29 protein-coding genes and 1 pseudogene are annotated in these 23,792 nt (G+C 67.1%); 17 read left to right on the top strand and 13 right to left on the bottom strand.

The window, feature by feature from the left end:
- Positions 1 to 24: 24 nt before the first annotated feature.
- From C1737_RS25735 to glpX, 3 genes are read right to left on the bottom strand one after another with little or no spacing between them, the layout of a single operon-like run.
- Positions 25 to 951: a hypothetical protein gene (locus C1737_RS25735; protein ID WP_068093724.1), complete on the bottom strand. Its 927-nt coding sequence runs from the start codon at positions 949 to 951 to the stop codon at positions 25 to 27.
- A gap of 16 nt (positions 952 to 967) precedes the next feature.
- Positions 968 to 2,380, bottom strand: coding sequence for a class II fumarate hydratase (locus tag C1737_RS25740; RefSeq protein ID WP_067916831.1), 1,413 nt, complete (start codon positions 2,378 to 2,380; stop codon positions 968 to 970).
- Positions 2,381 to 2,418: 38 nt separating this feature from the next.
- Entirely contained in the window at positions 2,419 to 3,471 is a 1,053-nt protein-coding gene (gene glpX / locus C1737_RS25745; protein ID WP_067916828.1) for a class II fructose-bisphosphatase, read from the bottom strand.
- Positions 3,472 to 3,526: 55 nt separating this feature from the next.
- Between glpX and C1737_RS25750 the strand changes: the two genes are divergently transcribed.
- The 3 genes from C1737_RS25750 to C1737_RS25760 are packed head-to-tail and all read left to right on the top strand — an operon-like array spanning position 3,527 to position 6,592.
- On the top strand, positions 3,527 to 4,237 hold the full coding sequence (locus C1737_RS25750; RefSeq protein WP_068058504.1) for a DUF4245 domain-containing protein: 711 nt from the start codon (positions 3,527 to 3,529) through the stop codon (positions 4,235 to 4,237).
- A 13-nt stretch (positions 4,238 to 4,250) separates the two neighbouring features.
- Positions 4,251 to 5,048: a dienelactone hydrolase family protein gene (locus C1737_RS25755; protein WP_068058506.1), complete on the top strand. Its 798-nt coding sequence runs from the start codon at positions 4,251 to 4,253 to the stop codon at positions 5,046 to 5,048.
- An 8-nt stretch (positions 5,049 to 5,056) separates the two neighbouring features.
- Positions 5,057 to 6,592 (top strand): carboxylesterase/lipase family protein, encoded by a 1,536-nt coding sequence (locus C1737_RS25760; protein WP_102419785.1) that lies wholly within the window; start codon positions 5,057 to 5,059, stop codon positions 6,590 to 6,592.
- Between the two features lie 7 nt (positions 6,593 to 6,599).
- Here the strand turns inward: C1737_RS25760 and C1737_RS25765 are convergent, their stop codons facing one another.
- The 4 genes from C1737_RS25765 to C1737_RS25780 all read right to left on the bottom strand — a co-directional run bounded on the left by C1737_RS25765 (position 6,600) and on the right by C1737_RS25780 (position 9,843).
- On the bottom strand, positions 6,600 to 7,712 hold the full coding sequence (locus C1737_RS25765; protein WP_068058510.1) for an NAD-dependent epimerase/dehydratase family protein: 1,113 nt from the start codon (positions 7,710 to 7,712) through the stop codon (positions 6,600 to 6,602).
- A gap of 61 nt (positions 7,713 to 7,773) precedes the next feature.
- A complete protein-coding gene (locus C1737_RS25770; RefSeq protein ID WP_102419786.1) occupies positions 7,774 to 8,022 on the bottom strand; it encodes an exodeoxyribonuclease VII small subunit in 249 nt (82 codons plus the stop codon).
- Positions 8,012 to 9,262: an exodeoxyribonuclease VII large subunit gene (gene xseA / locus C1737_RS25775; RefSeq protein WP_102419787.1), complete on the bottom strand. Its 1,251-nt coding sequence runs from the start codon at positions 9,260 to 9,262 to the stop codon at positions 8,012 to 8,014. The genes C1737_RS25770 and xseA overlap by 11 nt, the downstream gene beginning before the upstream one ends.
- Complete coding sequence (locus C1737_RS25780; RefSeq protein ID WP_068051834.1) at positions 9,259 to 9,843, bottom strand: lipid droplet-associated protein; 585 nt, start codon at positions 9,841 to 9,843, stop codon at positions 9,259 to 9,261. Before C1737_RS25780 ends, xseA begins: the two co-directional genes overlap by 4 nt.
- A gap of 89 nt (positions 9,844 to 9,932) precedes the next feature.
- Between C1737_RS25780 and C1737_RS25785 the strand changes: the two genes are divergently transcribed.
- Positions 9,933 to 10,931 (top strand): 4-hydroxy-3-methylbut-2-enyl diphosphate reductase, encoded by a 999-nt coding sequence (locus C1737_RS25785; protein ID WP_067924564.1) that lies wholly within the window; start codon positions 9,933 to 9,935, stop codon positions 10,929 to 10,931.
- 11 nt (positions 10,932 to 10,942) lie between these two features.
- Here the strand turns inward: C1737_RS25785 and C1737_RS25790 are convergent, their stop codons facing one another.
- The gene (locus C1737_RS25790) at positions 10,943 to 12,121 is read right to left on the bottom strand and encodes a DUF6542 domain-containing protein (protein WP_199182941.1); all 1,179 of its coding nucleotides are present in this window, start codon (positions 12,119 to 12,121) and stop codon (positions 10,943 to 10,945) included.
- Positions 12,122 to 12,262: 141 nt separating this feature from the next.
- Between C1737_RS25790 and ychF the strand changes: the two genes are divergently transcribed.
- Complete coding sequence (gene ychF / locus C1737_RS25795; RefSeq protein ID WP_102419789.1) at positions 12,263 to 13,336, top strand: redox-regulated ATPase YchF; 1,074 nt, start codon at positions 12,263 to 12,265, stop codon at positions 13,334 to 13,336.
- A 40-nt stretch (positions 13,337 to 13,376) separates the two neighbouring features.
- Entirely contained in the window at positions 13,377 to 13,955 is a 579-nt protein-coding gene (locus tag C1737_RS25800; RefSeq protein ID WP_102419790.1) for a dihydrofolate reductase family protein, read from the top strand.
- Between the two features lie 34 nt (positions 13,956 to 13,989).
- Here C1737_RS25800 and C1737_RS25805 read toward each other — a convergent pair whose 3' ends face one another.
- Positions 13,990 to 14,364, bottom strand: a complete 375-nt coding sequence (locus C1737_RS25805) for a hypothetical protein (protein WP_102419791.1) — start codon at positions 14,362 to 14,364, stop codon at positions 13,990 to 13,992.
- A gap of 533 nt (positions 14,365 to 14,897) precedes the next feature.
- Between C1737_RS25805 and C1737_RS25810 the strand changes: the two genes are divergently transcribed.
- Positions 14,898 to 15,173, top strand: a complete 276-nt coding sequence (locus C1737_RS25810; RefSeq protein ID WP_067924575.1) for a type II toxin-antitoxin system Phd/YefM family antitoxin — start codon at positions 14,898 to 14,900, stop codon at positions 15,171 to 15,173.
- Entirely contained in the window at positions 15,170 to 15,433 is a 264-nt protein-coding gene (locus tag C1737_RS25815) for a type II toxin-antitoxin system RelE/ParE family toxin (RefSeq protein ID WP_082962333.1), read from the top strand. The genes C1737_RS25810 and C1737_RS25815 overlap by 4 nt, the downstream gene beginning before the upstream one ends.
- Before the next feature lie 50 nt (positions 15,434 to 15,483).
- On the opposite strand, the gene C1737_RS25820 is transcribed toward C1737_RS25815, so the two are convergent.
- Positions 15,484 to 15,990: a nitroreductase/quinone reductase family protein gene (locus C1737_RS25820; RefSeq protein WP_102419792.1), complete on the bottom strand. Its 507-nt coding sequence runs from the start codon at positions 15,988 to 15,990 to the stop codon at positions 15,484 to 15,486.
- A gap of 235 nt (positions 15,991 to 16,225) precedes the next feature.
- Between C1737_RS25820 and C1737_RS25825 the strand changes: the two genes are divergently transcribed.
- From C1737_RS25825 to C1737_RS25855, 7 genes and pseudogenes are all read left to right on the top strand, one after another.
- Positions 16,226 to 16,870 carry a cysteine hydrolase family protein gene (locus tag C1737_RS25825; RefSeq protein ID WP_068093739.1) on the top strand — a complete coding sequence of 215 codons (645 nt, stop codon included), beginning with the start codon at positions 16,226 to 16,228 and terminating at the stop codon, positions 16,868 to 16,870.
- A gap of 85 nt (positions 16,871 to 16,955) precedes the next feature.
- On the top strand, positions 16,956 to 17,522 hold the full coding sequence (locus tag C1737_RS25830; protein ID WP_067924588.1) for a VOC family protein: 567 nt from the start codon (positions 16,956 to 16,958) through the stop codon (positions 17,520 to 17,522).
- Positions 17,519 to 17,881: a hypothetical protein gene (locus C1737_RS25835; protein ID WP_197514334.1), complete on the top strand. Its 363-nt coding sequence runs from the start codon at positions 17,519 to 17,521 to the stop codon at positions 17,879 to 17,881. The genes C1737_RS25830 and C1737_RS25835 overlap by 4 nt, the downstream gene beginning before the upstream one ends.
- Positions 17,882 to 17,974: 93 nt before the next feature.
- Entirely contained in the window at positions 17,975 to 18,373 is a 399-nt protein-coding gene (locus C1737_RS25840) for a VOC family protein (RefSeq protein ID WP_067924590.1), read from the top strand.
- A 117-nt stretch (positions 18,374 to 18,490) separates the two neighbouring features.
- The gene (locus C1737_RS25845; protein WP_067924592.1) at positions 18,491 to 18,850 is read left to right on the top strand and encodes a hypothetical protein; all 360 of its coding nucleotides are present in this window, start codon (positions 18,491 to 18,493) and stop codon (positions 18,848 to 18,850) included.
- A gap of 139 nt (positions 18,851 to 18,989) precedes the next feature.
- Positions 18,990 to 19,382: pseudogene (locus C1737_RS25850) on the top strand (peptidoglycan endopeptidase); the annotation flags it as partial.
- 366 nt (positions 19,383 to 19,748) lie between these two features.
- The gene (locus tag C1737_RS25855) at positions 19,749 to 20,072 is read left to right on the top strand and encodes a putative quinol monooxygenase (protein WP_067924598.1); all 324 of its coding nucleotides are present in this window, start codon (positions 19,749 to 19,751) and stop codon (positions 20,070 to 20,072) included.
- Here C1737_RS25855 and C1737_RS25860 read toward each other — a convergent pair.
- Positions 20,069 to 20,758 carry a guanylate cyclase gene (locus C1737_RS25860; protein ID WP_068098351.1) on the bottom strand — a complete coding sequence of 230 codons (690 nt, stop codon included), beginning with the start codon at positions 20,756 to 20,758 and terminating at the stop codon, positions 20,069 to 20,071. The two genes, C1737_RS25855 and C1737_RS25860, sit on opposite strands and share 4 nt — an antisense overlap.
- The gene (locus C1737_RS25865; protein WP_067924601.1) at positions 20,758 to 21,129 is read right to left on the bottom strand and encodes a carboxymuconolactone decarboxylase family protein; all 372 of its coding nucleotides are present in this window, start codon (positions 21,127 to 21,129) and stop codon (positions 20,758 to 20,760) included. The genes C1737_RS25860 and C1737_RS25865 overlap by 1 nt, the downstream gene beginning before the upstream one ends.
- Positions 21,130 to 21,284: 155 nt before the next feature.
- Between C1737_RS25865 and C1737_RS25870 the strand changes: the two genes are divergently transcribed.
- Complete coding sequence (locus tag C1737_RS25870) at positions 21,285 to 21,494, top strand: hypothetical protein (protein ID WP_067924603.1); 210 nt, start codon at positions 21,285 to 21,287, stop codon at positions 21,492 to 21,494.
- Here C1737_RS25870 and C1737_RS25875 read toward each other — a convergent pair.
- Positions 21,446 to 22,270, bottom strand: coding sequence for an adenylate/guanylate cyclase domain-containing protein (locus C1737_RS25875; RefSeq protein WP_369804535.1), 825 nt, complete (start codon positions 22,268 to 22,270; stop codon positions 21,446 to 21,448). The two genes, C1737_RS25870 and C1737_RS25875, sit on opposite strands and share 49 nt — an antisense overlap.
- 110 nt (positions 22,271 to 22,380) lie before the next feature.
- Here C1737_RS25875 and C1737_RS25880 point away from each other — a divergent pair, with 110 nt between their 5' ends.
- Complete coding sequence (locus C1737_RS25880) at positions 22,381 to 23,784, top strand: glucose-6-phosphate dehydrogenase (protein WP_068099171.1); 1,404 nt, start codon at positions 22,381 to 22,383, stop codon at positions 23,782 to 23,784.
- The last annotated feature ends 8 nt before the right edge of the window (positions 23,785 to 23,792 follow it).

Raw genomic sequence — 23,792 nt, forward strand, 5'->3', positions numbered from 1 at the left:
CTGGACTGGCCGCCGGGAGCCGGCTCAGGACTTGTTGACCTTGAGCGCGGCGATGATCCGCCCGATGATGTCCGCCGACGCGGTGTCACCGATGGGCGTGCTGCCGATGAAGACGGTGGCCGGCTTGGTGTCGACGGCGATGACGGTGACGGAGTCGCCCTTGACGTTGCGGCTGGGGTCGGCGATCGTGACGTCGGCGTCCGCGCGGGCGGCCTTGGTTCCGTCGACGGTGATCGACGAGGTCTTCGTCGGACCTAGCGTCGGCGACGCGTTCGCATAGCCCGGCCCGTTGGCGATGCACTGCAGCAACTTCGACGCCTGGGCGGTGACGTCCATGCTGGCCGCGAAGTTCGTCACGCCCACCTCGGCCGTCATCATCCACTGATTGGCGCCCGGCACATCCTGGGCGACGCCGACCGCTCCGATGAGATTCGGGTCCTGGTCGTCGGAGAACACCGTCCAGTTGGGGGGCACGGCAGAGGCCGGGAACGACAGCTTGCCTGCGGTGATCGAGTCCGTCCTGGGCATCTCGCCGCCGGACACGTTAGGGGTGCAATCGGTGGCGGTCTGCTGACCCCTCGGCTGGCTGGCGGTGGTGCTGGACGTCGAGGGCGCGGCGGTCGCGGACTTGCCGTGGCTGCCGCCCCGCATCACGATCAGGGTGGCCACCAGCGCGATCACGGCCAGGACGACCAGACCACCGATGATCAGCCACGGCAGCTTCGAGCCGGGGCCGCCCGGTGGCGGCCCGGGTGGATAGGGCCCGGGCGGGAACTGCTGCCCGGCATGCGGATACCCCGGCGGTGGATACGGGTAGGGGCCGGTCGGCGGGTACGGTTGCGGGCCACCCTGCGGCTGGCCTCCCCAATACGGTTGCTGCCCATACGGGTTGCCGTAGGGACCCTGGCCGTAGGGGCCCTGATCGTAGGGGCCGCCGGGCGGAGCCGTCATCGCTGCACCACCCCGCCTAGGCTTCCGGCTTGACCTTGGCCATCGCCAAGACGTCCAGGCGGCGGTCCAGCTCTTCCTCGGACAGCTTGTCGCCGATCAGGCCGCGGTCGATCACGGTCTGGCGAATCGTCTTGCGTTCCTTGAGGGCCTGCTTGGCCACCGCGGCCGCCTCCTCGTAGCCGATCGCCGAGTTCAGCGGCGTCACGATCGACGGCGACGACTCGGCCAGCTCGCGCAGGTGATCGACGTTGGCCCGCAGCCCGATGATGCAGCGCTCGGCGAACAACCGCGACACGTTGGTCAGCAGCTTGAACGACTCGAGGACGTTGCGGGCCATCATCGGGATGTAGACGTTGAGCTCGAATGCGCCACTCAAACCACCGACGGCGACCGCCGCGTCGTTGCCGATCACCTGCGCGGCCACCTGCGTAACCGCTTCCGGCAGAACAGGATTCACCTTGCCCGGCATGATCGAGCTGCCCGGCTGCAGGTCCGGCAGCTGGATCTCGGCCAGCCCGGTCAGCGGGCCGGATCCCATCCAGCGGATGTCGTTGGCGATCTTGGTCAGCGACACGGCGATGGTGCGCAGCGCGCCGGAGGCCTCGACCAGGCCGTCGCGCGCGGCCTGCGCCTCGAACGAGTTGGCGGCGGTGCGCAATTCGCCCAGACCTGTGGAGGCGATCAACGTCTCGACCACCTTGGTGCCGAAGCCGTCGGGGGCGTTGAGGCCGGTGCCCACCGCGGTCCCGCCGATCGCCAGCTCGCCCAGCCGCGGCAGGGTGGCGCGCACCCGCTCGATCCCCGCCTCGATCTGGCGGGCGTAGCCGCTGAACTCCTGGCCCAGGGTCACCGGAACGGCGTCCATCAGGTGCGTGCGGCCCGACTTGACCACCGTGTGCCACTCGCGGGCCTTGCCGGCGAGCGCGTCGTGCAGCACCTCCAGCGCCGGGATCAGGTGGCGCACCGCGGCCTCGGTGGCCGCGATGTGCGTGGCGGTCGGGAAGGTGTCGTTGGACGACTGCGACATGTTGACGTCGTCGTTGGGGTGCACCGTGACACCGTTTTTGGCCGCGATGCTCGCGATCACCTCGTTGGTGTTCATGTTCGAGCTGGTGCCCGAACCGGTCTGGAAGACGTCGATGGGGAATTGGTCGTCGTGCAGGCCGTCGGCGATCTCGGCGGCTGCGGCGATGATCGCGTCCGCCTTCTCCGGCGCCAGCAATCCGAGGTCCTTGTTGACTTGTGCGCAGGCCCCCTTGAGCAGACCCAGCGCGCGGATCTGGGTGCGCTCCAAACCGCGGCCCGAGATCGGGAAGTTCTCCACCGCGCGCTGGGTTTGCGCGCGCCACAACGCCTTTGCGGGCACCCGGACCTCGCCCATGGTGTCGTGTTCGATGCGGTATTCGGTATCGGTGGCATCAAAGGCCATAGGTAACTGTCCTTGTCGTTTCAGGCGTGATTCTCGGTCTAGGGCAGGGGATAGGCGGCGGTGCTGTCCCCGGTGAAGTCGATGGCGGAGTATTCGTTGAGTTTCGAGAGCCGGTGGTAGGCCTCGATCATGCGCACGGTGCCCGACTTCGACCGCATCACGATCGACTGCGTCGTGCAGCCGCCGGGGTAGTACTGCACGCCCTTGAGCAGGTCGCCGTTGGTGACCCCGGTGGCGCAGAAGAAGACATTCTCTCCGGACACCAGGTCCTCGGTGGTCAGCACCCGGTCGACGTCGTGGCCGGCGTCGATCGCCTTCTGGCGCTCCTCGTCGTCCTTCGGCGCCAGCTGCGCCTGGATCGCGCCGCCCATGCAGCGGATGGCGGCGGCGGCGATGATGCCCTCCGGCGTGCCACCGATCCCGGCCAGCATGTCGGTGCCGGAGAGGTACCGGCAGGCCGAGATCGCCCCGGCGACGTCGCCGTCGGTGATCAGCCGGATGCGCGCCCCGGTCGCCCGGACGTCCTCGATCAGCTGGGCGTGCCGGGGGCGGTCCAGGATGCACACGGTCATGTCCCGCACGGACAGGTTCTTCGCCTTGGCGACCGCGCGCACGTTCTCGGAGATCGGCTGGGTGATGTCCAGCACATGGGCCGCCTCGGGCCCGACGGCGATCTTGTTCATGTAGAACACGGCCGACGGGTCGAACATCGCGCCGCGCTCGGCCACCGCCAGCACCGAGATCGCGTTGGGCATGCCCTTGCTCATCAGCGTGGTGCCGTCGATCGGGTCCACGGCGAAGTCGCACTCCGGGCCGTCGCCGTTGCCGACGTCCTCGCCGTTGTAGAGCATCGGCGCGTTGTCCTTCTCGCCCTCGCCGATCACCACGACGCCGCGCATCGACACCGTGTTCACCAGCTCGCGCATCGCGTCGACGGCCGCGCCGTCGCCGCCCTCCTTGTCGCCGCGGCCCACCCAGCGGCCGGCGGCCATGGCACCGGCCTCGGTCACCCTGACCAGTTCCAGGGCCAGGTTGCGGTCCGGGGCTTCACCACGTGGCCGTCCGGATGGGCCGTCGCCCTCAACTGTCATGGTTGGTGATTGTCCCAGAAGCGGATCGGTCTGCTGGAACTGGGATACTCAGGGGATGACCGAAGAGTCGCCGCTGAACGCCAGCTCGGACGCCCCCGTCACGGGCGAGCCGGCCTTGGTGGCCGGGGCCGTGCCGGGGCCCGTTCCACGGCCCGCCAAACCGCGGTTGTTGCAGGACGGCCGCGACATGTTCTGGTCGTTGATGCCGTTGGTGCTCGGCTGCATCCTGCTGGCGGGCCTGGTGGGCATGTGCTCGTTTCAGCCCGGCAACCACCAGGGTGTGGTGCCGTCCTACGACGCGGCAACAGCTCTGCGGGCTGATGCCGCGACCCTCGGCTTCCCCGTCCGGCTGCCCAAGCTGCCCGCCGGCTGGCAGGCCAACTCGGGCAGCCGCGGCGGCATCCAGGGCGGCCGCACCGACCCGGCGACCGGTCAGCGGGTGAACGCGCCCACCTCGATCGTCGGCTACATCAGCCCGACCGGAATGTATCTGAGCCTCACCCAGAGCAACGCCGACGAGGACAAGCTGGTGGGTTCGATCCATTCCTCGGCGTATCCGGCCGGAACGGTCGACGTCGCGGGGACGAACTGGGTGGTCTACAACGGCGCCGGCCAGAGCGGGGCGGACGCGGAGCCGGTGTGGACCACCCGGCTCACCGGCCCGTCCGGCGCCACCCAAATCGCGATTACGGGTGCCGGAAACACCGATCAGTTCCGTACGCTGGCTTCGGCGACGCAATCCCAACCGCCGCTCCCCCCGCGCTGAGGAAGGGCCGAGTGTGACTGCACCCCAAGCGGATCTGTCCGGATGGTCGGTGGCGCCGTTCACCGGCGGCGGCTACACCCATGACGTCTACCGCAAGGGCAGCGGGCCGGGCGTGGTCCTGATCCCCGAGATCCCCGGAATCCATCCCGGCGTGCTGGCCCTGGGCAATCATCTGGTGGACAACGGCTTCACCGTCGCCATGCCGTCGCTGTTCGGCGAGCCGGGCAGGGCCAAGACGGTCGGTTATATCGCCGCGAGCATCAGCCGGGCGTGCGTGGCAAAGGAATTCGCGGCGTTCGCGACGAACAAGCAGCGGCCCGTGTCGTTGTTCCTGCGGGCGCTGGCGCGTGACCTGAACGCGTCGACGCCGGGCAAGGGGGTCGGCGTGATCGGCCAATGCTTCACGGGCGGCTTCGCGCTGGCCGCGGCGGTCGACGACGCCGTCCTGGCCCCGGTGCTCTCGCAGCCGTCGGTACCGCTGCCGCTGGGTCGCGCGCGCCGCCAGGATCCCGGACTGAGCGAAGCCGAACTGGCCACCGTGGCCGAGCGCGCCGCGAACGACGGCCTGTGCGCGATGGGCCTGCGGTTCAGCGAGGACAGCGCCGTCCCCCGCGAACGCTTTGCGGTGCTCAAACAGCGACTGGGCGACGCGTTCGAGGTGATCGAGATCGATTCGAGCCCGGGCAACGTGGGCGGTTTCGGCAAAATGGCGCATTCGGTGCTGACCGACGAGGTTCGCGAAGTCGACGGACAGCCGGCTTACGAGGCCCGCAAGCGGGTGATCGAGTTCCTCACCCAGAGGCTCACCTAGGCAACCGCATGCCGAGTGACACTCTCGTCGTCGACACCGGCTACGGCCCGGTCCGGGGCGCGGACCTCGGCCACGCCCGAGCCTGGAAGGGCATCCGCTACGCCGCGCCGCCCGTCGGCGACCTGCGGTTCCGGGCGCCGCAGCTGCCCCAGCGGTGGACCCAGGTCGCCGACGCCACCCGCTACGGGCCGGCCTGCCCGCAACCCGTCTTTCCCAACATGCCGCTCGACCTGGGCGCGCCGCAGGGCGAGGACTGCCTCCGGCTGAACGTCTGGGCGTCGTCCGGCACCCAGCCGGGTGACCGCAAGCCGGTGATGGTCTGGCTGCACGGCGGGGCTTACGTCCTGGGCTCGGGCAGCCAGGCGTTGTACGACGGTCGCCGGTTGGTCAGCGGCGGCGACGTCGTCGTGGTGACGGTCAATTACCGCGTCGGAGCGCTCGGTTTCATGGACCTGTCGTCATTCACCACCTCGCGGCGGCGGTTCGATTCCAACGTCGGACTGCGCGACGTGCTCGCGGCGCTGACGTGGGTGCGCGACAACATCGCCGCGTTCGGCGGGGATCCCCGCAACGTCACGCTGTTCGGCGAATCCGCCGGTGCGGGGATCGTGACGACCCTCCTGGCCTGCCCGGCAGCCGAGGGCTTGTTCGCCCGCGCGATCGCCCAGAGCTCGCCGGCCACGTCGGTGTACGACCGGCGCAGGGCGGAGCGGGTGGCCGAGACGGTCCTCGAGCGGCTCGACGTCGATGCGGACCGGTTGCCGACCGTGCCCACCGCGGTGCTGCTGGCCGCCTCCCAAGAGGTCTTCGACGAAGTGCCCGTGCGTAATCCGGGGATTCTGGCGTTCGTCCCGATCATCGACGGCGAGCTGCTGGACGACTACCCGGTCAAGCGAGTGCAGGAGGGCCGTTCGCTTCCCGTCCCGTTGATCATCGGCACCAACCGGCACGAGGCGGCGCTGTTTCGGTTGATGCGCTCACGGCTGATGCCGATCACCCCCCGCGCGATCACGTCGATGTTCGATCAGATCGCCGCCGAACAACCTGACCTGCAACTGCCCACCGAGGAGCAGATCGGGTCGGCCTATTCGCGATTGCGGCGCAGGGCAAGGAGTTTGAGCATCGCGACCGACGTCGGGTTCCGGATGCCGTCGGTGTGGCTGGCCGAGGGGCACTCCCGCGTCGCCCCGGTGTATCTGTACCGTTTCGACTACGCGACCCCGCTGCTGAAGCTGCTGTTGGTCAACGCCGCTCACGCGACCGAGTTGCCTTATGTCTGGGGCAATCTCGGCGGTCCGAAGGACCCCACACTGAAGCTCGGCGGTGCCGCGACCGCCAAGGCGGTGTCCAAGAGAATGCGGACGAGGTGGGTAAACTTCGCCGCACGGTCAGAGCCCGCGGGTCCGGACGGCGAGCCGGACTGGACGCCCTACCGCGCGGCCGATCGCGCGTGCCTGATCATCGACAAGCGTGACACCGTCGCGTGCGATGTCGACGCGCGCATCCGCGCCGCGTGGGGCAGTGAGATGGTGGGCTTTCGGTAAGGGCGGGTTAGACCGTCGGCTTGGCGGCGGTATTGCCTTGCTGCGCTTCGTCCTTCATGCGCCGGAACATGTCGACGTAGTAGGGCAGGCATTGCGACATCGCCTGCTCGGTGGTGAACAGCGGCTCATAGCCGAGGTCGCGGCGCGCCTTGGCGATCGAGAAGTAGTTGTCCAGATACAGCCGCTCGACGGCCAGCGGCTCGAGCAGCGGAGCGGGTATGCCGAATCGGAAATGCAGCCGCTGCCAGCCGGTCATCGCCGCGCGGACCATCGGGCCGTTGACCCGGACCCGGGGCCAGCTCACCCCGCAGGCCTCGACCACCGGCCGCGCGAACTCGAACATGTTGATGGGTTCGTCATCGTTGATGAAGTACGCCTGGCCGGGAGCGGTGCCCCCGGGGACGAGGTGCTCGGCGGCCAGGATGAAGCCGTGAATCAGGTTGTGCACGTAGGAGTTGTCCAGCCGCGCCGACTTGCGGCCGATCAGCACCTTGACGTGGCCTGCGATCACGCTTTCGAACAACCGGCGGAACATCGTCTGGTCCCCGCGGCCCCAGATGCCGCTGGGCCGGATCGCACACGTCAGCATCCCGCCAACACCGTTCTGCGACAGCACGAATCGCTCGGCGACGACCTTCGTCTCGGTGTACAGGTCGTTGAACCGGTCGGTGTAGGGCAGGGTCTCGTCCCCGCCGGGAATGTTCTGGCCGCCCATCACGACGCTGTTGGACGAGGTGTAGACGAATCGCTTCACCCCGGCCGCCTGCCCGGCGTGCACGAGGTTTTCGGTGCCGCCGACGTTGACCGCGAAGCTGCGCTGCCGGTACGCGTCGGTCACCGACGCGCCGCCCATCAGGTCGATGATCGCCGCGGTGTGGAAGACCGTGTCGATGCCGTCCACCGCTTGCGCGCACACCGCCGTGTCGGTGATGTCCCCCTCGAGCACCTCCAGCTGCGGGTGCGGTGCGAGCGGTGACGGCGCACGGTCGAACGACCGCACCCGATACCCGCGGTCCAGCAGTGTGGTGACCAGGTTGGCGCCGACGAACCCGGAGCCGCCGGTGACCAGGACGCGGCCGAGTTCGGTGGTCAGTGATGCATCAGCCATGGGCCGCAGCATAACTGAAACGTGTTCCAATTTGAAAAAAAGTCACGGCTCAAACTTTCGTTGAATGGCCAAATCAGGCGTCGTCCGGCTGGCTGGCCGCGAGCGCATCCTCGATCCGCTTGCGGGCGCCAGCTAAGTGCTCCTCACAGCGTCTTGCGAGTTCCTCGCCCCTTTCCCATAGCGTCAGCGACGCATCTAGATCCAGGCCGCCCTGCTCCAGCTGACGGACGACCTCTATCAGCTCGTCACGGCACGCTTCGTAGCCCAGGCTACTAATGGGCGTAATTGACTGGTCTCCTTTGTCGGGCACTTTATCGGCCATCGGTCGGCCCCTCGCTCACGGCGGCGACCGCGCCGTCGGCAACCCGGACCCGCAGCCGGCTGCCCGCCGGGGCATCGGCCGTCGACCGCAGCACCACCGGCGGCCCGGAGGCCGGCACCGCCTGCACCACGGCATAGCCGCGGGCCAGTGTCGCCGCCGGGCCCAGCGTCGCCAGCCGCGCGCTGAGGTGACCGACGCGCTCCGTCTCGGCGGCGGCCAGGCGGGTGATGTCGCGGCGGATCGCCGAGCGGGCGCGGTGGATCTCGTCGGCGCGCGCCGTCAGTGCGCTCAACGGTTCGGCGAGCACCGGCCGGCTGCGGACCTGGGCCAGGGCGCGTTGTTCGCGAGACACCCAGTTGCGCAGGGCCTGCGCGCTTCGCCGGCGCAGGTCGTCGATCAGGCGCTGCTCGGCGGCGGTGTCGGGCACCACCTTCTTCGCCGCGTCGGTGGGGGTGGCGGCGCGCACATCGGCCACCAGGTCACACAGCGGGTTGTCGGGTTCGTGACCGACCGCGCTGATCACCGGGGTGCGGCAGGCGGCGATGGCGCGGCACAGCGTCTCGTCGGAGAACGGCAGCAGGTCCTCGACGCTGCCGCCGCCCCGGGCCACCACGATGACGTCGACCTCGACGTGGCGGTCGAGTTCGTAGAGCGCCTCGACGATCTGCGCCACCGCGTTGGGGCCCTGGACCGCGGTGTTACGCACGGCGAAGCGCACCCCGGGCCAGCGTCCGGTTGCCACGGTTGTCACATCGCGTTCGGCGGCGCTGGCCCGCCCGGTGATCAGCCCGATCATGTTGGGCAGGAAGGGGATTGGTCGCTTGAGCCGGGGGTCGAAGAGCCCTTCGGCGTCCAGCAGCCGGCGCAGCCGATCGATGCGGGCCAGCAGCTCGCCCACGCCGACGGCACGAATCTCGGACAGCCGCAACGAGAAGGTGCCCCGGCCGGTGTAGAACGACGGCTTGCCGCAGACCACCACCTGCGTGCCCTCGGTCAGCTTCACCGGCGCGTTGGCCACCAGGTCGCGCGAACAGGTCACGCTCAGCGACATGTCGGCGGCCGGGTCGCGCAACACCATGAACACCGTCTTGGAATCGGGCCGCGCGCTGATCTGGGCCAGCTGCCCCTCGACCCACACGGTGCCGAGCTTGTCGATCCAGCCGGCGACGCGAATGGCCACCGCGCGCACCGGAAACGGGTTCTCGGCGGAGTTGGGTTCGGAATGTGCGGCCGGGGTCACTTCGCGTTCGCGCGGGTGATCCTGTTGGCCAGCAGGGTCTGGAACGGAGCGCGGGCTTTGGTGGCCTGCTCGTAGGCCAGCAGGGCTTCGAGTTCGTCGACGCTCAGCGACTGCAGGCGCGCCCGCAGCTGCGCCAGCGTCAGCGTCGCGTAATCCAGCTCGGTCACCACCGACGGTTGCGGAGCCGCCGGCGCGTCCTCGGATTTCCTGCCCTGCTTCAACGGGGCCGCATCGGACGCGGCGTCGGCGAGCGAGTACAACGCGAACCGGCCCTCGGTTCGGCGGTCGCCTTCGCCGGCACCGGGCTCGGTGCCGGGCGCTTCTACCGCATCGGGCAGGTCCTCGTCGAAGGTCGCCCATTCCGGCTGCTCGTCCTTCGGCGGGAAGATGCTCTCCAGGGTGCTGTCGCCCTTGATCACCAGCTCGGCCAGGTTCTGCTGAAAAACCATCACCAGGTGCGCCGCCTGACTGGCCAACGTCATCGGGTACATGAGGATGGTCTTCGGCAGCTTCAGCGTCTCCTCGACGGCGACTGTCGCCGCGCCGACCAGCAGCCGAACTCCATACGGTGCGTGAGCCATGGGACCAAGACTGCCTCAAGCGGCGGCTAACTCCAAGCGCGCCGGCGCGAGCTGGCGACCCCGTGTCCGCGGAACGTACCCTGGGTGTCATGCCGCCGACTGTCGACATGGGAATTCCCGGTGCGTCCAGCTCGGTAGCCACCGATCCAGCCCGCAAGCGAGTGCTTCTGGCCGAGCCGCGTGGCTATTGCGCGGGGGTGGACAGGGCCGTCGAGACGGTCGAACGCGCGCTGGAGAAGCACGGCGCACCGGTGTATGTGCGCCACGAGATCGTGCACAACCGGCACGTGGTGAGCACGCTGGAAAAGGCCGGCGCCGTGTTCGTCGAGGAGACCGACGAGGTGCCCGAGGGGTCCATCGTGGTGTTCTCCGCGCACGGGGTCGCGCCGACGGTGTACGCCGCGGCCGCCGCACGCAACCTGAAGACCATCGACGCCACCTGCCCGCTGGTGACCAAGGTGCACAACGAGGCCCGCCGGTTCGCCCGCAACGACTACGACATCCTGCTGATCGGGCACGAGGGCCACGAAGAGGTCATCGGGACCTCCGGGGAAGCGCCCGACCACGTGCAGCTGGTGGACGGGGTCGCCGCGGTCGACAACGTGACGGTCCGTGACGAGAACAAGGTGGTCTGGCTGTCGCAGACCACGCTGTCGGTCGACGAGACCATGGAGATCGTCGACCGGCTGCGGCAACGGTTCCCGAAGTTGCAGGACCCGCCCAGCGACGACATTTGCTATGCCACCCAGAACCGGCAGGTCGCCGTCAAGGCGATGGCCCCGGAGTGCCAGCTGGTGATCGTCGTCGGCTCGCAGAATTCGTCGAACTCCGTGCGGCTGGTCGAGGTGGCCCTGGGCGGCGGGGCAGGGGCCGCCCACCTGGTGGACTGGGCCGACGACATCGACCCCGCCTGGTTGGACGGGGTGACCACCGTGGGCGTGACCTCCGGCGCCTCCGTCCCCGAGGTCTTGGTGCGTGGTGTCCTCGAGCGGCTCGCCGACTACGGCTTCGACGTGGTGCAGCCGGTCACCACGGCCCAGGAAACCCTGGTGTTCGCGCTGCCGCGCGAGATCCGGTCACTGCTGTAGCCGTTGGGCGCTCAGGCGTCGTATTCCCAGGATTCCGTCGGGGGCCGCTGCGGCCGCCCATACGTCCGTGAGCGGTTGCGGCGCTCCGGGCGCCGCTCGGCCGCCGGCTCGTCCGCCGCGCCGGCCCCCCGGTAGCGGACCTGCGAGATGGGGTGATGCGTCCCGTTGTTGCCGTTCGCGGCGGGGCGGCGGCGCCTCGGCTCATACGTCGGTTCATAGCGGTCGTAGCTGTCATACCGACCGAAGTGCTCCGAGGCCCCGGGCGGGTCGTACGGCTCATAGCCGTCGAATCGGCTGCTCCGCGGCGCGGGCCGCTCGTAGGGGCTGCGGCGGGTGCGCGGTTCCCGTCGGCCTTCCCGGGGCGATTGGCCGCGCGAATCCGAATCCGCGTCCGGCCTGGGGCGGCGCCGCGCGCGCCGGGGCGGTTCCGCGGCGTCGTAGTCCCGGGCGGTCGCCGAGCTTCTCCGACTCGAGCGCCGTTCGCCGGGTTCGGCCCCGTCGTCCAGCGGTTCCCGGGAATGCCGGGAACGGGCTCGGGCGGAACGCGCGGCGGACCGGTCGCTGCGCGCCGTGCGGCGGGCGCGGGACGAGCTGCCGGCCCCGCGGTCGCGCCGCGCCCTGGCGGGGGCCACGTCGTCGGCGTCCTCGGCGTCGGACTCCGGATGCCACATGTCGCGCAGTTTGGCGATGATCCCGCTGACCACGGACTTCACGTCGGCGGACTCGGCGTCGTCGGAGGTCTTCGGGTCGGCGGTCGTCCGCTGCGACATGCCGAAATACCACCTGACCAGCCCGATCAGCAGCACGACGCCGGCGGTTCCCAGCATCAGCGGGAAGCGTTCGATGAGCGGATAGCCGCAGTTGATCAGCAGGTCCTTGAGATGGCCGACTTTGGCGTCGTGGAACAACCAGTAGGCGCCGGGCACCGCGCAGAAAAGTATCAGCGGGGGCTGGATGATCGCGGTGAACAGCCCGTCCTGGCGCACCGCCAGTACCGCCGCCACGCAGCCGGCTATATAGAAGCCGGCGAAGACATGGGTCAGCTCCTTGTGGCCGGCGTCGATTCCGTAACCGATCGCGGTGGCGGTGACGGCGAGGAGCAGGGCGGCATACCACGGGATACCTGGGATATTCGGGTGGATCGAACGGTGGGATGGCTCCACCGCCGACTTCGGCCGCTGTCCTGACACATGTAGACCGTACCGGCAATGGGCCGAAAGCCCCGTAAATACCTCGTAGCGATCCCGGGCGTGCCATGGCCCTACTCGTGAGCGGCCCACGAAAGGTCCATGGCGACCCGCGCCGCCGCCGACCCCTAGACTTGGGTCCCTGTGAGCCTGAGCCTGGGAATCGTGGGTCTGCCCAACGTCGGTAAGTCGACTCTGTTCAACGCGCTGACCCACAACGACGTGGTGGCGGCCAACTATCCGTTCGCGACGATCGAACCGAACGAGGGGGTCGTTCCGCTGCCCGATCCGCGCCTGGACAAGCTGGCCGAGCTGTTCGGCTCCGAGCGCACCGTCCCGGCGCCGGTGACGTTCGTCGACATCGCCGGCCTGGTCAAGGGCGCGTCCGAGGGCGCGGGCCTGGGCAACAAGTTCCTGGCCCACATCCGCGAATGCGACGCCATCTGTCAGGTGGTCAGGGTGTTCTCCGACGACGACGTGACCCACGTGGCCGGTGAGGTGGATCCGAGGTCGGATATCGAGGTCGTCGAGACCGAGCTCATCCTGGCCGACCTGCAGACGCTCGAGCGTGCCCTGCCGCGGCTGGAAAAAGAGGCTCGCACCAATAAGGAACGCCGGCCGGTGTACGACGCGGCCGTCGCAGCCCAGGAGACCTTGAACGGCGGCAAGACGCTGTTCGGTGCCGGTGTGGACACGTCGCTGCTGCGGGAGCTGAACCTATTGACCACCAAACCGTTTCTGTACGTCTTCAACGCCGACGAGGCGGTGCTGACCGACGCGGCGCGGGTCGCCGAGCTGCGGCAGCTGGTGGCGCCGGCCGACGCGGTGTTCTTGGACGCGGCCATCGAAGCCGAGCTGAACGAGCTCGACGACGAGTCGGCGGCCGAACTGCTGGAATCGATCGGGCAGAGCGAACGCGGTCTCGACGCGCTGGCCCGCGCCGGCTTTCACACCCTCAAGCTGCAGACGTACCTGACCGCGGGCCCAAAAGAGGCGCGGGCGTGGGTGATTCACCAGGGCGACACCGCGCCGAAGGCGGCCGGGGTGATCCACACCGATTTCGAAAAGGGCTTCATCAAGGCCGAGATCGTGTCCTTTGACGACCTGGTCGCCGCCGGTTCCATGGCGGCGGCCAAGGCGGCCGGCAAGGTCCGGATGGAGGGCAAGGACTACGTCATGGCCGACGGCGACGTGGTGGAGTTCCGCTTCAACGTCTGAGGCTCGATGAGTTCTGTCGATCGCGGAGGTCCTTAATACCGTGGGAACCCTCTGTTACACCGCGACGGTCTCTCTCGACGGCTACGTTGCCGACGGCAGCGGCGACTTCCAGTGGTCGGCACCGAGCGATCCGGTGTTCGCCGCGCATGTCGACCGCATGGCTGAGGTGTCGACCGAAGTGTTAGGGCGGAAGACTTACGCGCTGATGCAGTACTGGGAGACCGATCCAGCGGAGGAAGAGTGGGCCGCGGCGGAACGGGAGTTCGCCCAGCGCTGGCGAGGCATCCACAAAGTGGTGGTTTCGTCGACGCTGACGCACGAGGGGATCGAGTCGGACCGTGTCCGCCTGGTACCCGATCTGCGCTTGGCCGAATTGAAGCGGATCGTCGCGCAGGCCGAGGGCGTAGTCGAGATCTTCGGGCCCACCACCGCGGCCGCTGCGATCCGGGCTGGCCTCATCGACGAGTTCCAGTTCTTCGTGGTGCCGAAGATGGTGGGCGGAGGCTTACGTGCCCTGCCTGACGGCGTGCGCCAGGATCTGATTCTCGCCGGGCACAGCCTTTTCGACGACGGCACCGTTCACCTGCGCTACCTGTCTCGCCGACACGTTGCTCGGTGACTGAATGCGGTGGAGTTCAGGTTCAACGTATGACCTAAATCGCTAATTGCCGACGCGAGAGGTCGTCCACTGGCCGGAAGTGATCCGGAAGGTCTACCAAGAAATAGCGCCGGACGAGGTCGAAGAGCATGCGCGTCGGCGGCACGACCTGTCCCATGACATAAATAGTGTCGGCATCGATTTCTCGTAGGTTTTCCAGCCGAATAGGTAGTGCCTCGTCTGACATGAACTCACTTACGTCCGTCGAAGGTAACCGCCCGTGAAACTCGGGCAGCCAGTTGCGGTCTTCGAAATCGAACGAGGCGAAATAGGGATTCTCGCCAGCGCCGTCGCTGTGTCCGCCAGCCAGACCGAAGCCGGTGATGACGCGAGAGGCGAAGAGGTCGGTTGAGCGCAAGAAATACCACACGATGTCGACAAAATTGAGGCACGCGTCGTGGGCTGGCGCTCCGCGGTCAGCGTGCTCTACCGAGTTTCGAATTGCTTGCAGCTGTTGGAGTGCAAGTGGTCGTACGAGTCCAAGGCGCGCAAGAATTTCGAGAAGATTTGGTTTGTCCGACTCCCATCCGAGAGTCCGGGCAAGTTGTCGGAGTTGATACAGCTCATGCAGTAGGCGCACTCTCGAATCGACTGCATTCCAGAGCTTTTGCACAATCGTGCCTCGGACTATGTCGTTTGGGGCGACTGTTTGTGATAGTTCCTCGGCTAAGTGCCAGTGCTGATATGCGCGGCGTGACGACGCAGGGTCGACGCTCGTGGCGGAGTGTCCGTCTTCCAAGAACTCATCCCAGTAGGGCCTTATCCAAACGTTCGGCGCTCTGCCTGCCACGCCGATGATTGAAGCACCGAATCAGTGAATGCACTCTAGGTCGAAGTCGTCTGGATCCACAGAACCCTCGCGACGGCTATTCGGGCGTAACGCATCACGCTAGAATTCTGTACATGACGACGCTGCCGCTCGCCGAGGTCCGCGCAAACCTCTCCAAACTCGTCGATGAGGCGGTGCGCACGCACCAACGCATCGAAGTGACTCGACAGGGGCGCCGTGCTGCGGTGATCCTGAGTGCCGAAGACTATGACTCGATCATGGAAACGCTGGCCATCCTCAGCGACTCGGATTTGATGCGCGAGGTTCGAGCGGCTGAGCAGGATGACGAGATCTTCACGCTGGACGAAGTGACCGAGGAGATGCGCGCCACCGGCCGGCTCCCACGTTGAGCTACCGAATTGAACTGACCGCAGCTGCGAAACGGGCGCTCACCGAATCGCTGCCCGAATCCGTCGCCGTCGCGTGTTGGGAATTCATCCGAGGACCGCTAGCCGAAAATCCCTACCGCGTTGGTAAGCCACTTCGTGGTCAGCTTGAGGGTCGGTATTCGGCTCGGCGCGGCGAGTTCCGAGTCATATATCGGGTTTTCGAGGACCACGTGGTCGTCAGAATCATCCACATCGCACACCGGCGTGACGTTTATCGCTGACGCGATCTGGTGGAGTTCCGGTTCAACGTCTAGAGCGAAGCCGCAGCTCGTTAGGCGGTTGAGGAACTGTCCGCGGTGAAGACGTCGATCGGCCGTCCGAGCGTCAACATCACCAGCGGGATTTGGCGGCTGGTCGACTGCTGATACGTGATGTACGGCGGGTACAGGTGCGCCATGTATGCCCAGACTTGATGGCGCTCTTCGCCTTCGGGTTCCCGCCACGTCGCCTCGAATGCTTGGGTTGCGATCTGCACGCCGATCGTGTCGCTCTCCAGGAGATTCAGATACCACCCCGGATGCGCATCGGCGCCCCCCTTTGACGCGACGATCACGACCTCGCCACCGAAATTGCCGTAGATCAATGGCCTGACATATACCTTCCCCGACTTCCGGCCCACGCACCTGATCAGGCAATGCGTCGTCATCTCGCGGCCACCGACCGCACTCACATCCATGATGTGGCCCCGTGCGCCACCGGAGGCCAGGTAGGTGTCGAGGTGCTCGCTGATCCAGTTGCCTCGCGTCGCTCGGATCGCTGCGGCATCGGCATCGGCCATGATTTCTCCTGAACTTCGACAGGCGAAGGTGACTGGACTGAACCTGCGTCGCCGACTTTGGGGGTCAGGCGGCCAGGCTGATACATGTAACCACGCACCCACCCAGTTGGTTGGGGCGGCCGCCGACGGGATCCGGCGGAGTTCCGGTTCGACAGGGTGTCGGGCGGCCGTTCTGCATCTGCGACGATGAAGTTGACGAATGGGTGGCCGATCCCGAGGGCGTCGGAGGCAAATCATGGATGATTACACCGAGCCGCATTGGGGCGCAGCGGCGCTCGTGGTGATTGACCTCCAACGGGATTTCCTCGATGAGGGTGCCTCTCCCGTGCCCGGCACGTCATCCGTCGTTCCGAATGTCATAGAGCTGGCCCGAGCTTTTCGGTCGGCGGGGCGGCCCATCGTTCACGTTGTCCGTCTCTATGAGCCGGGCGGATCGGACGTGGACCTTCCTCGACGTCGGGCCGTAGAGGAAGGTGCCCGGCTCGTCGTGCCGGGTTCGAGCGGCGCTGAGCCGGCCGCTGGGGTCCTGCCACCTGCGGTTTCTCTCGATTCGGCGCTTCTTGCTGAGGGACGCCTACAGCACGTCGGGAGCAGAGAGGTGATCCTGTTCAAGCCTCGCTGGAGCGCATTTCATCGCACTCAGCTCGAGGAGTGGCTGCACGGGGAGGGCTGCGACACGGTGCTCGTCGCCGGGTGCAACCTACCGAACTGCCCGCGCGCGACATTGTTCGATGCCAGCGAGCGCGACTTTCGAACAGCACTAGCCACCGATGCGGTGTCGCAGACCAGCGATGAGAGGCTTGCCGATCTCGCCCGTATCGGGGTGCGGCTCTACAGTACGGCGCGCGTAGTCGCCGCACTCTCGGCTGTGAACAGATGATGAGACCTCATGGGCGCGGATGGTTCCGTTCGCCGGTGAAGTTCAGCTTCAACGTGGCTGGTCGGCAGATACGGGAGAAAGCCTGATGCGGTGGCGGGGTGTGTGTCACGTCGAGTTCGCCGTGCTCGACTACGACGACTCGATCGCGTTCTACGACGCGTTGTTCGGCTGGCTCGGGTACAGCAGCTTTTCGTCGCTCAACATGGAATACGAGTCGACGTATTACATGACGCGGCATGTGAACCCGCACAGCTACATCGGTATCCAGCCCGCCCGCACCGGGGCGAAGCTTTCCCACCACGACCAAGCGGTCGGCATCAACCACATCGCGCTGTGGGCGCGGAGCCGGGGAGAGGTCGACCGCTTCCATCGCGGGTTTCTGCTGGACCGGGGTGTTCCCGTTACCGATGAGCCGAAAGAGTATCCGCAGTACTGGCCCGGCTACTACGCAGTGTTCTTCGACGACCCGATCAACGGCATTCACTGGGAGCTGGCGTGGATACCGAAAATCCCTACCCCGCGGCAACTTTGGTCGTTCTATCGCGCGATCCGCGCCCTCACCAAGAGCCGGCCGGACCTGGCCAACACGGTCCCGGGCGTCGCCTGGCAGGCAAGGCGGACCCTGCCCGCCCGATATGATCGGATGCCATGAACTGGTCCCCCCGGTCTACGAAGATCATTGTGGGTTGCGCGTTGGCGTTGTCCGCCTTCGGGTTGACGGGGGGAATCGGCCACGCGGCGCCGGCGCCGGCCTCTCATTGGTGCCCGGGCAATCCCTGGGACCCGAGCTGGGGCAACGTCTACAACTGGGACTGGAACCAGTGCCACGACTGGCAAGGTCACGCGGGGCAGAGCTTCCCGGCGGGCGCCGGGCCGTGGGGCCCCCCGCCGGCATGGGCGCCGCCGCCACCACCCCCGCCGACGTGGGCGCCCGGGGCTCAGCTGATGTGGAACCCGACCGGCGCCGGCAACTGGGGCTTCTGGAACCACGGCATCTGGACCCCGGTCTAAGGCCAGCACGAAAGGGCCACCTCCTTGTCGGAGGTGCTCCGTAGCATGCCCTCGTCGCACAAGCGTGCACGCCACGGCAGTCAGGAGGGCGCCATGAACTTCGTTTCCACCCGCATCATCACCGCCGACGTCAGCCGGCTCGTCGATTTCTATGAGACGGTCACCGAGGTTCCCGCGGTATGGGCCAACGAGCTTTTCGCCGAGATTCCGACGTCGGCGGGCACGCTGGCCATCGGCAGCGACAAGACCGTGCCGCTGTTCGCGGCCGGATCCGCCGAACCCGCGGCCAACCGCAGCGTGATCGTCGAGTTCATGGTGGACGACGTCGACGCGGAATACGACCGGCTGCACCGGCGCGTCCCGGAGGTCGTCACGGCGCCGACCACCATGCCGTGGGGCAACCGGGCAGTGCTGCTACGCGATCCGGATGGAAACCTCGTCAACCTGTTCACTCCCGTCACGGCCGAGGCGCGTGCGAAGTTCGGAGTATGACTGCGGCACAAGGGGTTTCGACCCCGGTAAACGGCGCTCGGTCAGGTGACGCGGCCCGGGCGGTAAACGGCGAGTAGTCACCGGTGCGCGGTGGCCCGCCCGGCGTTAAGGTTGTCTGTGGTCACCGACGACTGCCCGGACACGCCGGAAGAACTCGAACGCCGGGCCGCCGCGCTCGATGAGCGCGAGGAGGGGCTCGAAGACCGCGAGGCCGAGGTCAGAAGGCGCGAGTGGCTGGCGGGAAGACGAGATCGGGTCGCCGACCAGCGCGACCGAATCGCGGACGACCGCGAGCGGGCGGCGGATGAGCGCGAGCGGGTGGCGGATGAGCGCGAGGGCACGGCCGCAGAGCGCGAGCGTGAGCGATTGGGCCGCGAATCCGACCGAGTGACCCGCGGGGAAGCCCGTGTCAAGCGAGACCAGGCCAGCATCGACCGGGAGACGTCCGAAACCGAGCGCGGGCTCGACTACAAGTGAGTGCAATAGTTTGCTGGTAGCGGGCCCAAGGCGCCGCGCCGCATTTGCTGAAGTGCGGCGAAGGCCATTATCCTGTTTGCGAATGAGCTGCGCCACAATTTTTGGTGAACAATAACTGTCATTGCTAGCGTCGCCGGCCATGGTAGTTCTTGCAACATTGATGTCATTGATCAATCAGGTCTCCGGGACGCCCTATATTCCGGGTGGAGATTCTCCCGCCGGGACGGATTGCTCGGGCCTCGTTTCGTGGGTTGCCAACGCGGCGTCCGACAGGCCGGTCTTCGGAAACCGGTTCAACACCGGGAATGAAGAGGCGGCCTTGTTGGCGCGCGGGTTTCAATACGGAACCGCCCCCAATGCCCTCGTGATCGGGTGGAACGGCGGCCACACGGCCGCGACGCTGCCCGACGGGACGCCGGTGTCCAGTGGTGAGCGCGGTGGCGTGCACGTCGGCGGCGCGGGCGCTTACCAGGCCGGCTTCACCCACCACATGTTCCTGCCGATGCCACCGGATGGCGAGGGCGCCCTGCCGAATTGCCGCCGCCCGGCGATCCCGGAATTGCGAATCCCTAACGAATTCGATTCGTAAAGGTCTCTGCCTATTGTCGTGCTATTTGACGTGTATAAGACACGTGAATAGTGCGGAACCGGTAGCCGAGTGAAATGGATCGGTTCGTGCAAGGTTTGTGAGATGGACCACGCCGCGCGTCGGATCGGTCGCGATCGATTTGTACGGAATCAATGCGAAAGTGTGCCCCGGGTGTCGAATAAGATGCCCGGGGCATACTTTGCTGACGGCGAGGCCGCAGCCGGCGTGGACGGTCGGCGGATATGCTGGCCCTGCTCGCCGGGATCGAGCGGGCCCAACCTTGAGGACGAACCTAGGCGGGAATCGGCAATGATCTTCATCGTCGTCAAGTTCGAGACCAAGCCCGAGTGGACGGACCGCTGGCCAGAGCTCGTCACCTCGTTCACAGCCGCCACCCGCGCCGAGGAAGGTAACCTCTGGTTCGAGTGGTCGCGCAGCCTCGACAATCCGGCCGAGTACGTGTTGGTGGAGGCCTTCCGTGACGCTGAGGCGGGCGGCGTCCACGTCAACAGCGATCACTTCCAGCGGGCGATGCGGGAGCTACCGCAGGCCCTGAAGTCGACCCCGAAGATCATCAACCAGACGATCGACGCGTCGGGCTGGTCGGAGATGGGGGAGATGTCGGTCGACTAGCCGACTTCGCTTACGGTGACCGTGATTTCGTCGCCCAGTCGATAGCCGGGAGCCAGCGGAAGCGTGTCGCCGCTCCAGAACTTGCCCGGATCGAACCAATTCGCGTTCTTGTCCGTGTCGAGCAATCCCATTTCCTCATAAGTGATGGCCACCGTCTCCGCGCAATAGGCCGTCGAAAGGCTCATCTTGCGTTCTTCGCGCCGGCGTCGGGTCTGCTCTCGAACCTTGTTGTCCACCAACGGGATTCCGCGCACCCAGTCGTTGATGGTCGGGAGCCGGCCGCGGAACCAGCGGCCCGTCAGCCGAGCGGTGGTGGGAAACGCGGTGCCGTCCATCCGTGCGATCACCCGCAGCAGCTTGTTCTCCTGTTCGCGGGTCGGGTTGGGCGTCAGCTGGCGCAGCCAGCACCGTTGGTCGTAGCGCTGCGTCCACTGCAGGACGGCCTGGTGCAGATCGTTGAGTTGCACACCGCGGTGGTTGGTTCCGGTCCACATGTCGACCAGCTTGTCGCCCAGCTCGGCGTGCCAGATCAGCGGCGGCAGGTCGTCGATGGCCACCGTCATACCCACGTGATTCACCGGCGCGTTCGTCAACGTCTGAATCGCGCGGTCGGGCCGCGAGCGGCCGCGAAACAGCCAGAGATCGCCGGTGCGCGTCTCATTCAGCGCCTGATGCAGGGCCAGCATCATGAGTCGGCGAGGGCTTCTCGTGCGGCTCTCTGCGCCGCATTGGCGGCGGGATAGCCGGCGTAGCCCGCCATGTGGTAGACCACCTCTTCGATCTCGGTGATGCTCAGCCCGTTGCGCAACCCGATCTTGAAATGAGATTTCAATTCGTCGGTGGCCCGCAGGGCGATGAGCGCGCCGAGCGTCACCAGGCTGCGGGAGCGTCGATCCAGCCCGGGCCGGGCCCACAGCGCGCCGAAGACGTGGTCGACGCCCAACTCGAGGAGTTCGTCGGCGATGCCGCCGTCGCGCAGCGTGGTGGCGTCGTCCGGGATCAGGCCGGGCACCATGTCCCTGAACACGCTCAGGCCTTCGGCGCGGGGGTCAGCCATTGGGTCCGCCTTTCGATCGGGTGTCCGGGAGATCCGGTACCCCCGGTGATGACGGCGACTTCGTCGCGAAGGGTTTCGATGCGGCAGTTCCTGCTTGAGCCCGTTCGGCGTTGCAAGAGCACACAAGTTAATCACAGCGCGAATACTCTGGGGTCATGCGCAGTGTGTGGAAGTGGCTCGGGCTGGCCGGCGTCGCCGGCGTCGTCGCCGGAGGCGCGCTGGTGGTTCGCGACGAACGGAAACGGCGCGCCTACACCGCGGACGAGGTCCGGTCCCGCCTGCATCAGCGGCTGGCCGAGTACGACGCCGAGGGCTTTCAGTCCCGATCCGGATCGGCCGGGGCCTCGACGGCGAACAACCGGTAATCACCCGAAAAACCCTTGAGTGCGACGTCGCGCCCGTCGTCGAAGTGGATGTCGTCGCAGTCGGACAGGGCGTCTCGCACCGGTTGACTCACCAGGATCTCGCCACCGGTTGCCTGCGCCGCCACCCGCGCCGCCATCGCGACGTTGCGGCCGAACAGATCGTCGCCGCGGCGCACCGAGCGACCCATGTGGATGCCGATCCGCACCCGAATCTCCTCGTGCCTCTTGCGTTTTGCGTCCTTGCGTAGCGCGCGCTGCAAGTCGATGCCGCACCGCACCGCCTGGTCGGCGCGGGCGAAGGCGATCATGAAGCCGTCGCCCTGGCTCTTCACCACGTGCCCGGAGCGCCGCTGTACGAGGTCCGACACGAGCTTGTCATGCGCCGCAATGAGCTTGACCCAGGCGCGGTCGCCGATGCGTTCGTTGAGGGCGGTGGATTCCTCGATGTCGGAGAACAGGATCACCACCCGGCCGTCGGGCGTGACCCGCGCCAGGTCCGGACGCTCCACTTCCGCCCAGTCGGCGAGCTCTTCGATCGAACTGCGCACGACGGCGCCGAAGCCTTCTTTGCGCAGCAGGTTTGCGGTGTTCCACACCCGTTTGACGGCCTCGCGCCCACCCGACAGCAGCTGATTGCGGGTGTCGGTCTGGTGCCGCAACTCCTCGATCTCCTGGCGGCTGCGCACCAGCAGCCGCGCCAGCACGGCGAGTGCGACGGCTTCGACCGCGGCGACGCCGGCCAGCACGTAGGCCGTGACATGCAGCGCATCACCCACGCAAGCATCCTGCCAAGGCCGCATTGGCTTCAGGTTGTCGGGCCCAAATGCAATGTCTAGGGTTGAGCTCGGGCCGCCGCGGGTAGCGAATCTCAAGGGAGGTGCGCGTCTTGGCCGACGGTGATAGTTCTTCGAATCTGCTGGTGATCTTCGGTATTACCGGCGATCTGGCCCGCAAGATGACCTACCGCGCCCTGTACCGCCTCGAGGCGCGCAAGCTGCTCGACGTCCCGATCATCGGCGTGGCCAGTGACGACATCCCCCTCGAGAAGCTGGTCGACCGGGCCCGCGAGGCCGTCAAGGCCTCGGGCGAGGAGTTCGACGATGCCGTGTTCGACCGGCTCGCCGACCGGCTGTCGTATCTGCACGGCGACGTCACCGACGAAGAGCTCTACGGGCGGCTCGCCAAGGAGATCGGCGAGGACTCCCGGCCGCTGTACTACCTGGAGATGCCGCCGTCGTTGTTCGCGCCGATCGTGGAAAACCTCGCCAAGGCCGACCTGTTGGAGTGCGCGCGCGTCGCCGTGGAGAAGCCCTTCGGCCACGACCTGGCCTCGGCGCGCGACCTCAACACCCGGCTGCGCGCGGTACTCGACGAGGACCAGATCCTGCGGGTCGACCATTTCCTGGGCAAGCAACCCGTCGAAGAACTGCAGTACCTGCGGTTCGCCAACAACGGCCTGGCCAAGCTGTGGGACCGCGACAGCGTTTCCGAAATCCACATCACCATGGCCGAGGACTTCGGCATCGAGGACCGCGGCAAGTTCTACGACGCGGTCGGCGCGCTGCGTGACGTCGTGCAGAACCATCTGCTGCAGGTGCTCGCGCTGGTCGCGATGGAGCCCCCCGTCGGGCCCAGCGCGGATGACCTGAACGACAAGAAGGCCGAGGTGTTCCGGGCGATGCCTGCGCTGGATCCCGAGCGCTGCGTGCGAGGTCAGTACCGCGGCTACACCGACGTCGACGGGGTGGCCAAGGATTCCCAGACCGAGACCTACATCGCGCTGCGGACCGAGATCGACAACTGGCGCTGGGCCGGCGTGCCGATCTTCCTGCGCGCCGGCAAGGCACTGCCGGAGAAGGTCACCGAGGTCCGCATGTTCCTCCACCACGTTCCCGGGTTTTCGTTCCTGCCCAACCGTCGGCCGCCCGAACCCAATCAGATCGTGCTCCGCATCGACCCCGATCCCGGGATGCGGCTGCAGCTGTCCGCCCAAGTCGGCGACGCGTGGCACGACGTCCACCTGGACTCCTCGTTCGCCGAGGATCTCGGCGAGGCCGTGCGGCCCTACGAGCGGCTGCTGTACGCCGCGCTCACCGGGGACCGCCAGCTGTTCGCCCGGGAAGACGCCATCGAAGAGACGTGGCGGATCGTGCAGCCCGTGCTGGACAAGCCGGGCCGGATCCATCACTACGATCCGGGCTCCTGGGGACCCGACGCCGCGCAGTCGCTGCTGCACGGTCACCGCAGCTGGCAGGAGCCGTGGCTGCCCAAGCAGACGTCGTCACAGTAAGGAGAAAA

It is taken from the genome of Mycobacterium sp. 4858 (assembly GCF_900240975.1).
Classification (GTDB): Bacteria; Actinomycetota; Actinomycetes; order Mycobacteriales; family Mycobacteriaceae; genus Mycobacterium.

Excerpts from the sequence above, each read along its gene's own strand:
- C1737_RS25835 (WP_197514334.1), top strand. The coding sequence starts at position 17,519 with ATGAACTGGTCCCCCCGGTCTACGAAGATCATTGTGGGTTGCGCGTTG.
- glpX (WP_067916828.1), bottom strand. The coding sequence starts at position 3,471 with ATGACAGTTGAGGGCGACGGCCCATCCGGACGGCCACGTGGTGAAGCC.
- C1737_RS25840 (WP_067924590.1), top strand. The coding sequence starts at position 17,975 with ATGAACTTCGTTTCCACCCGCATCATCACCGCCGACGTCAGCCGGCTC.
- C1737_RS25780 (WP_068051834.1), bottom strand. The coding sequence starts at position 9,843 with ATGGCTCACGCACCGTATGGAGTTCGGCTGCTGGTCGGCGCGGCGACA.
- C1737_RS25740 (WP_067916831.1), bottom strand. The coding sequence starts at position 2,380 with ATGGCCTTTGATGCCACCGATACCGAATACCGCATCGAACACGACACC.
- C1737_RS25865 (WP_067924601.1), bottom strand. The coding sequence starts at position 21,129 with ATGGCTGACCCCCGCGCCGAAGGCCTGAGCGTGTTCAGGGACATGGTG.
- C1737_RS25820 (WP_102419792.1), bottom strand. The coding sequence starts at position 15,990 with ATGGCCGATGCCGATGCCGCAGCGATCCGAGCGACGCGAGGCAACTGG.
- C1737_RS25765 (WP_068058510.1), bottom strand. The coding sequence starts at position 7,712 with ATGCTGCGGCCCATGGCTGATGCATCACTGACCACCGAACTCGGCCGC.
- C1737_RS25830 (WP_067924588.1), top strand. The coding sequence starts at position 16,956 with ATGCGGTGGCGGGGTGTGTGTCACGTCGAGTTCGCCGTGCTCGACTAC.
- C1737_RS25825 (WP_068093739.1), top strand. The coding sequence starts at position 16,226 with ATGGATGATTACACCGAGCCGCATTGGGGCGCAGCGGCGCTCGTGGTG.
- C1737_RS25860 (WP_068098351.1), bottom strand. The coding sequence starts at position 20,758 with ATGCTGGCCCTGCATCAGGCGCTGAATGAGACGCGCACCGGCGATCTC.
- C1737_RS25855 (WP_067924598.1), top strand. The coding sequence starts at position 19,749 with ATGATCTTCATCGTCGTCAAGTTCGAGACCAAGCCCGAGTGGACGGAC.
- C1737_RS25750 (WP_068058504.1), top strand. The coding sequence starts at position 3,527 with ATGACCGAAGAGTCGCCGCTGAACGCCAGCTCGGACGCCCCCGTCACG.
- C1737_RS25770 (WP_102419786.1), bottom strand. The coding sequence starts at position 8,022 with ATGGCCGATAAAGTGCCCGACAAAGGAGACCAGTCAATTACGCCCATT.
- C1737_RS25735 (WP_068093724.1), bottom strand. The coding sequence starts at position 951 with ATGACGGCTCCGCCCGGCGGCCCCTACGATCAGGGCCCCTACGGCCAG.
- C1737_RS25760 (WP_102419785.1), top strand. The coding sequence starts at position 5,057 with ATGCCGAGTGACACTCTCGTCGTCGACACCGGCTACGGCCCGGTCCGG.
- C1737_RS25810 (WP_067924575.1), top strand. The coding sequence starts at position 14,898 with ATGACGACGCTGCCGCTCGCCGAGGTCCGCGCAAACCTCTCCAAACTC.
- C1737_RS25870 (WP_067924603.1), top strand. The coding sequence starts at position 21,285 with ATGCGCAGTGTGTGGAAGTGGCTCGGGCTGGCCGGCGTCGCCGGCGTC.
- C1737_RS25785 (WP_067924564.1), top strand. The coding sequence starts at position 9,933 with ATGCCGCCGACTGTCGACATGGGAATTCCCGGTGCGTCCAGCTCGGTA.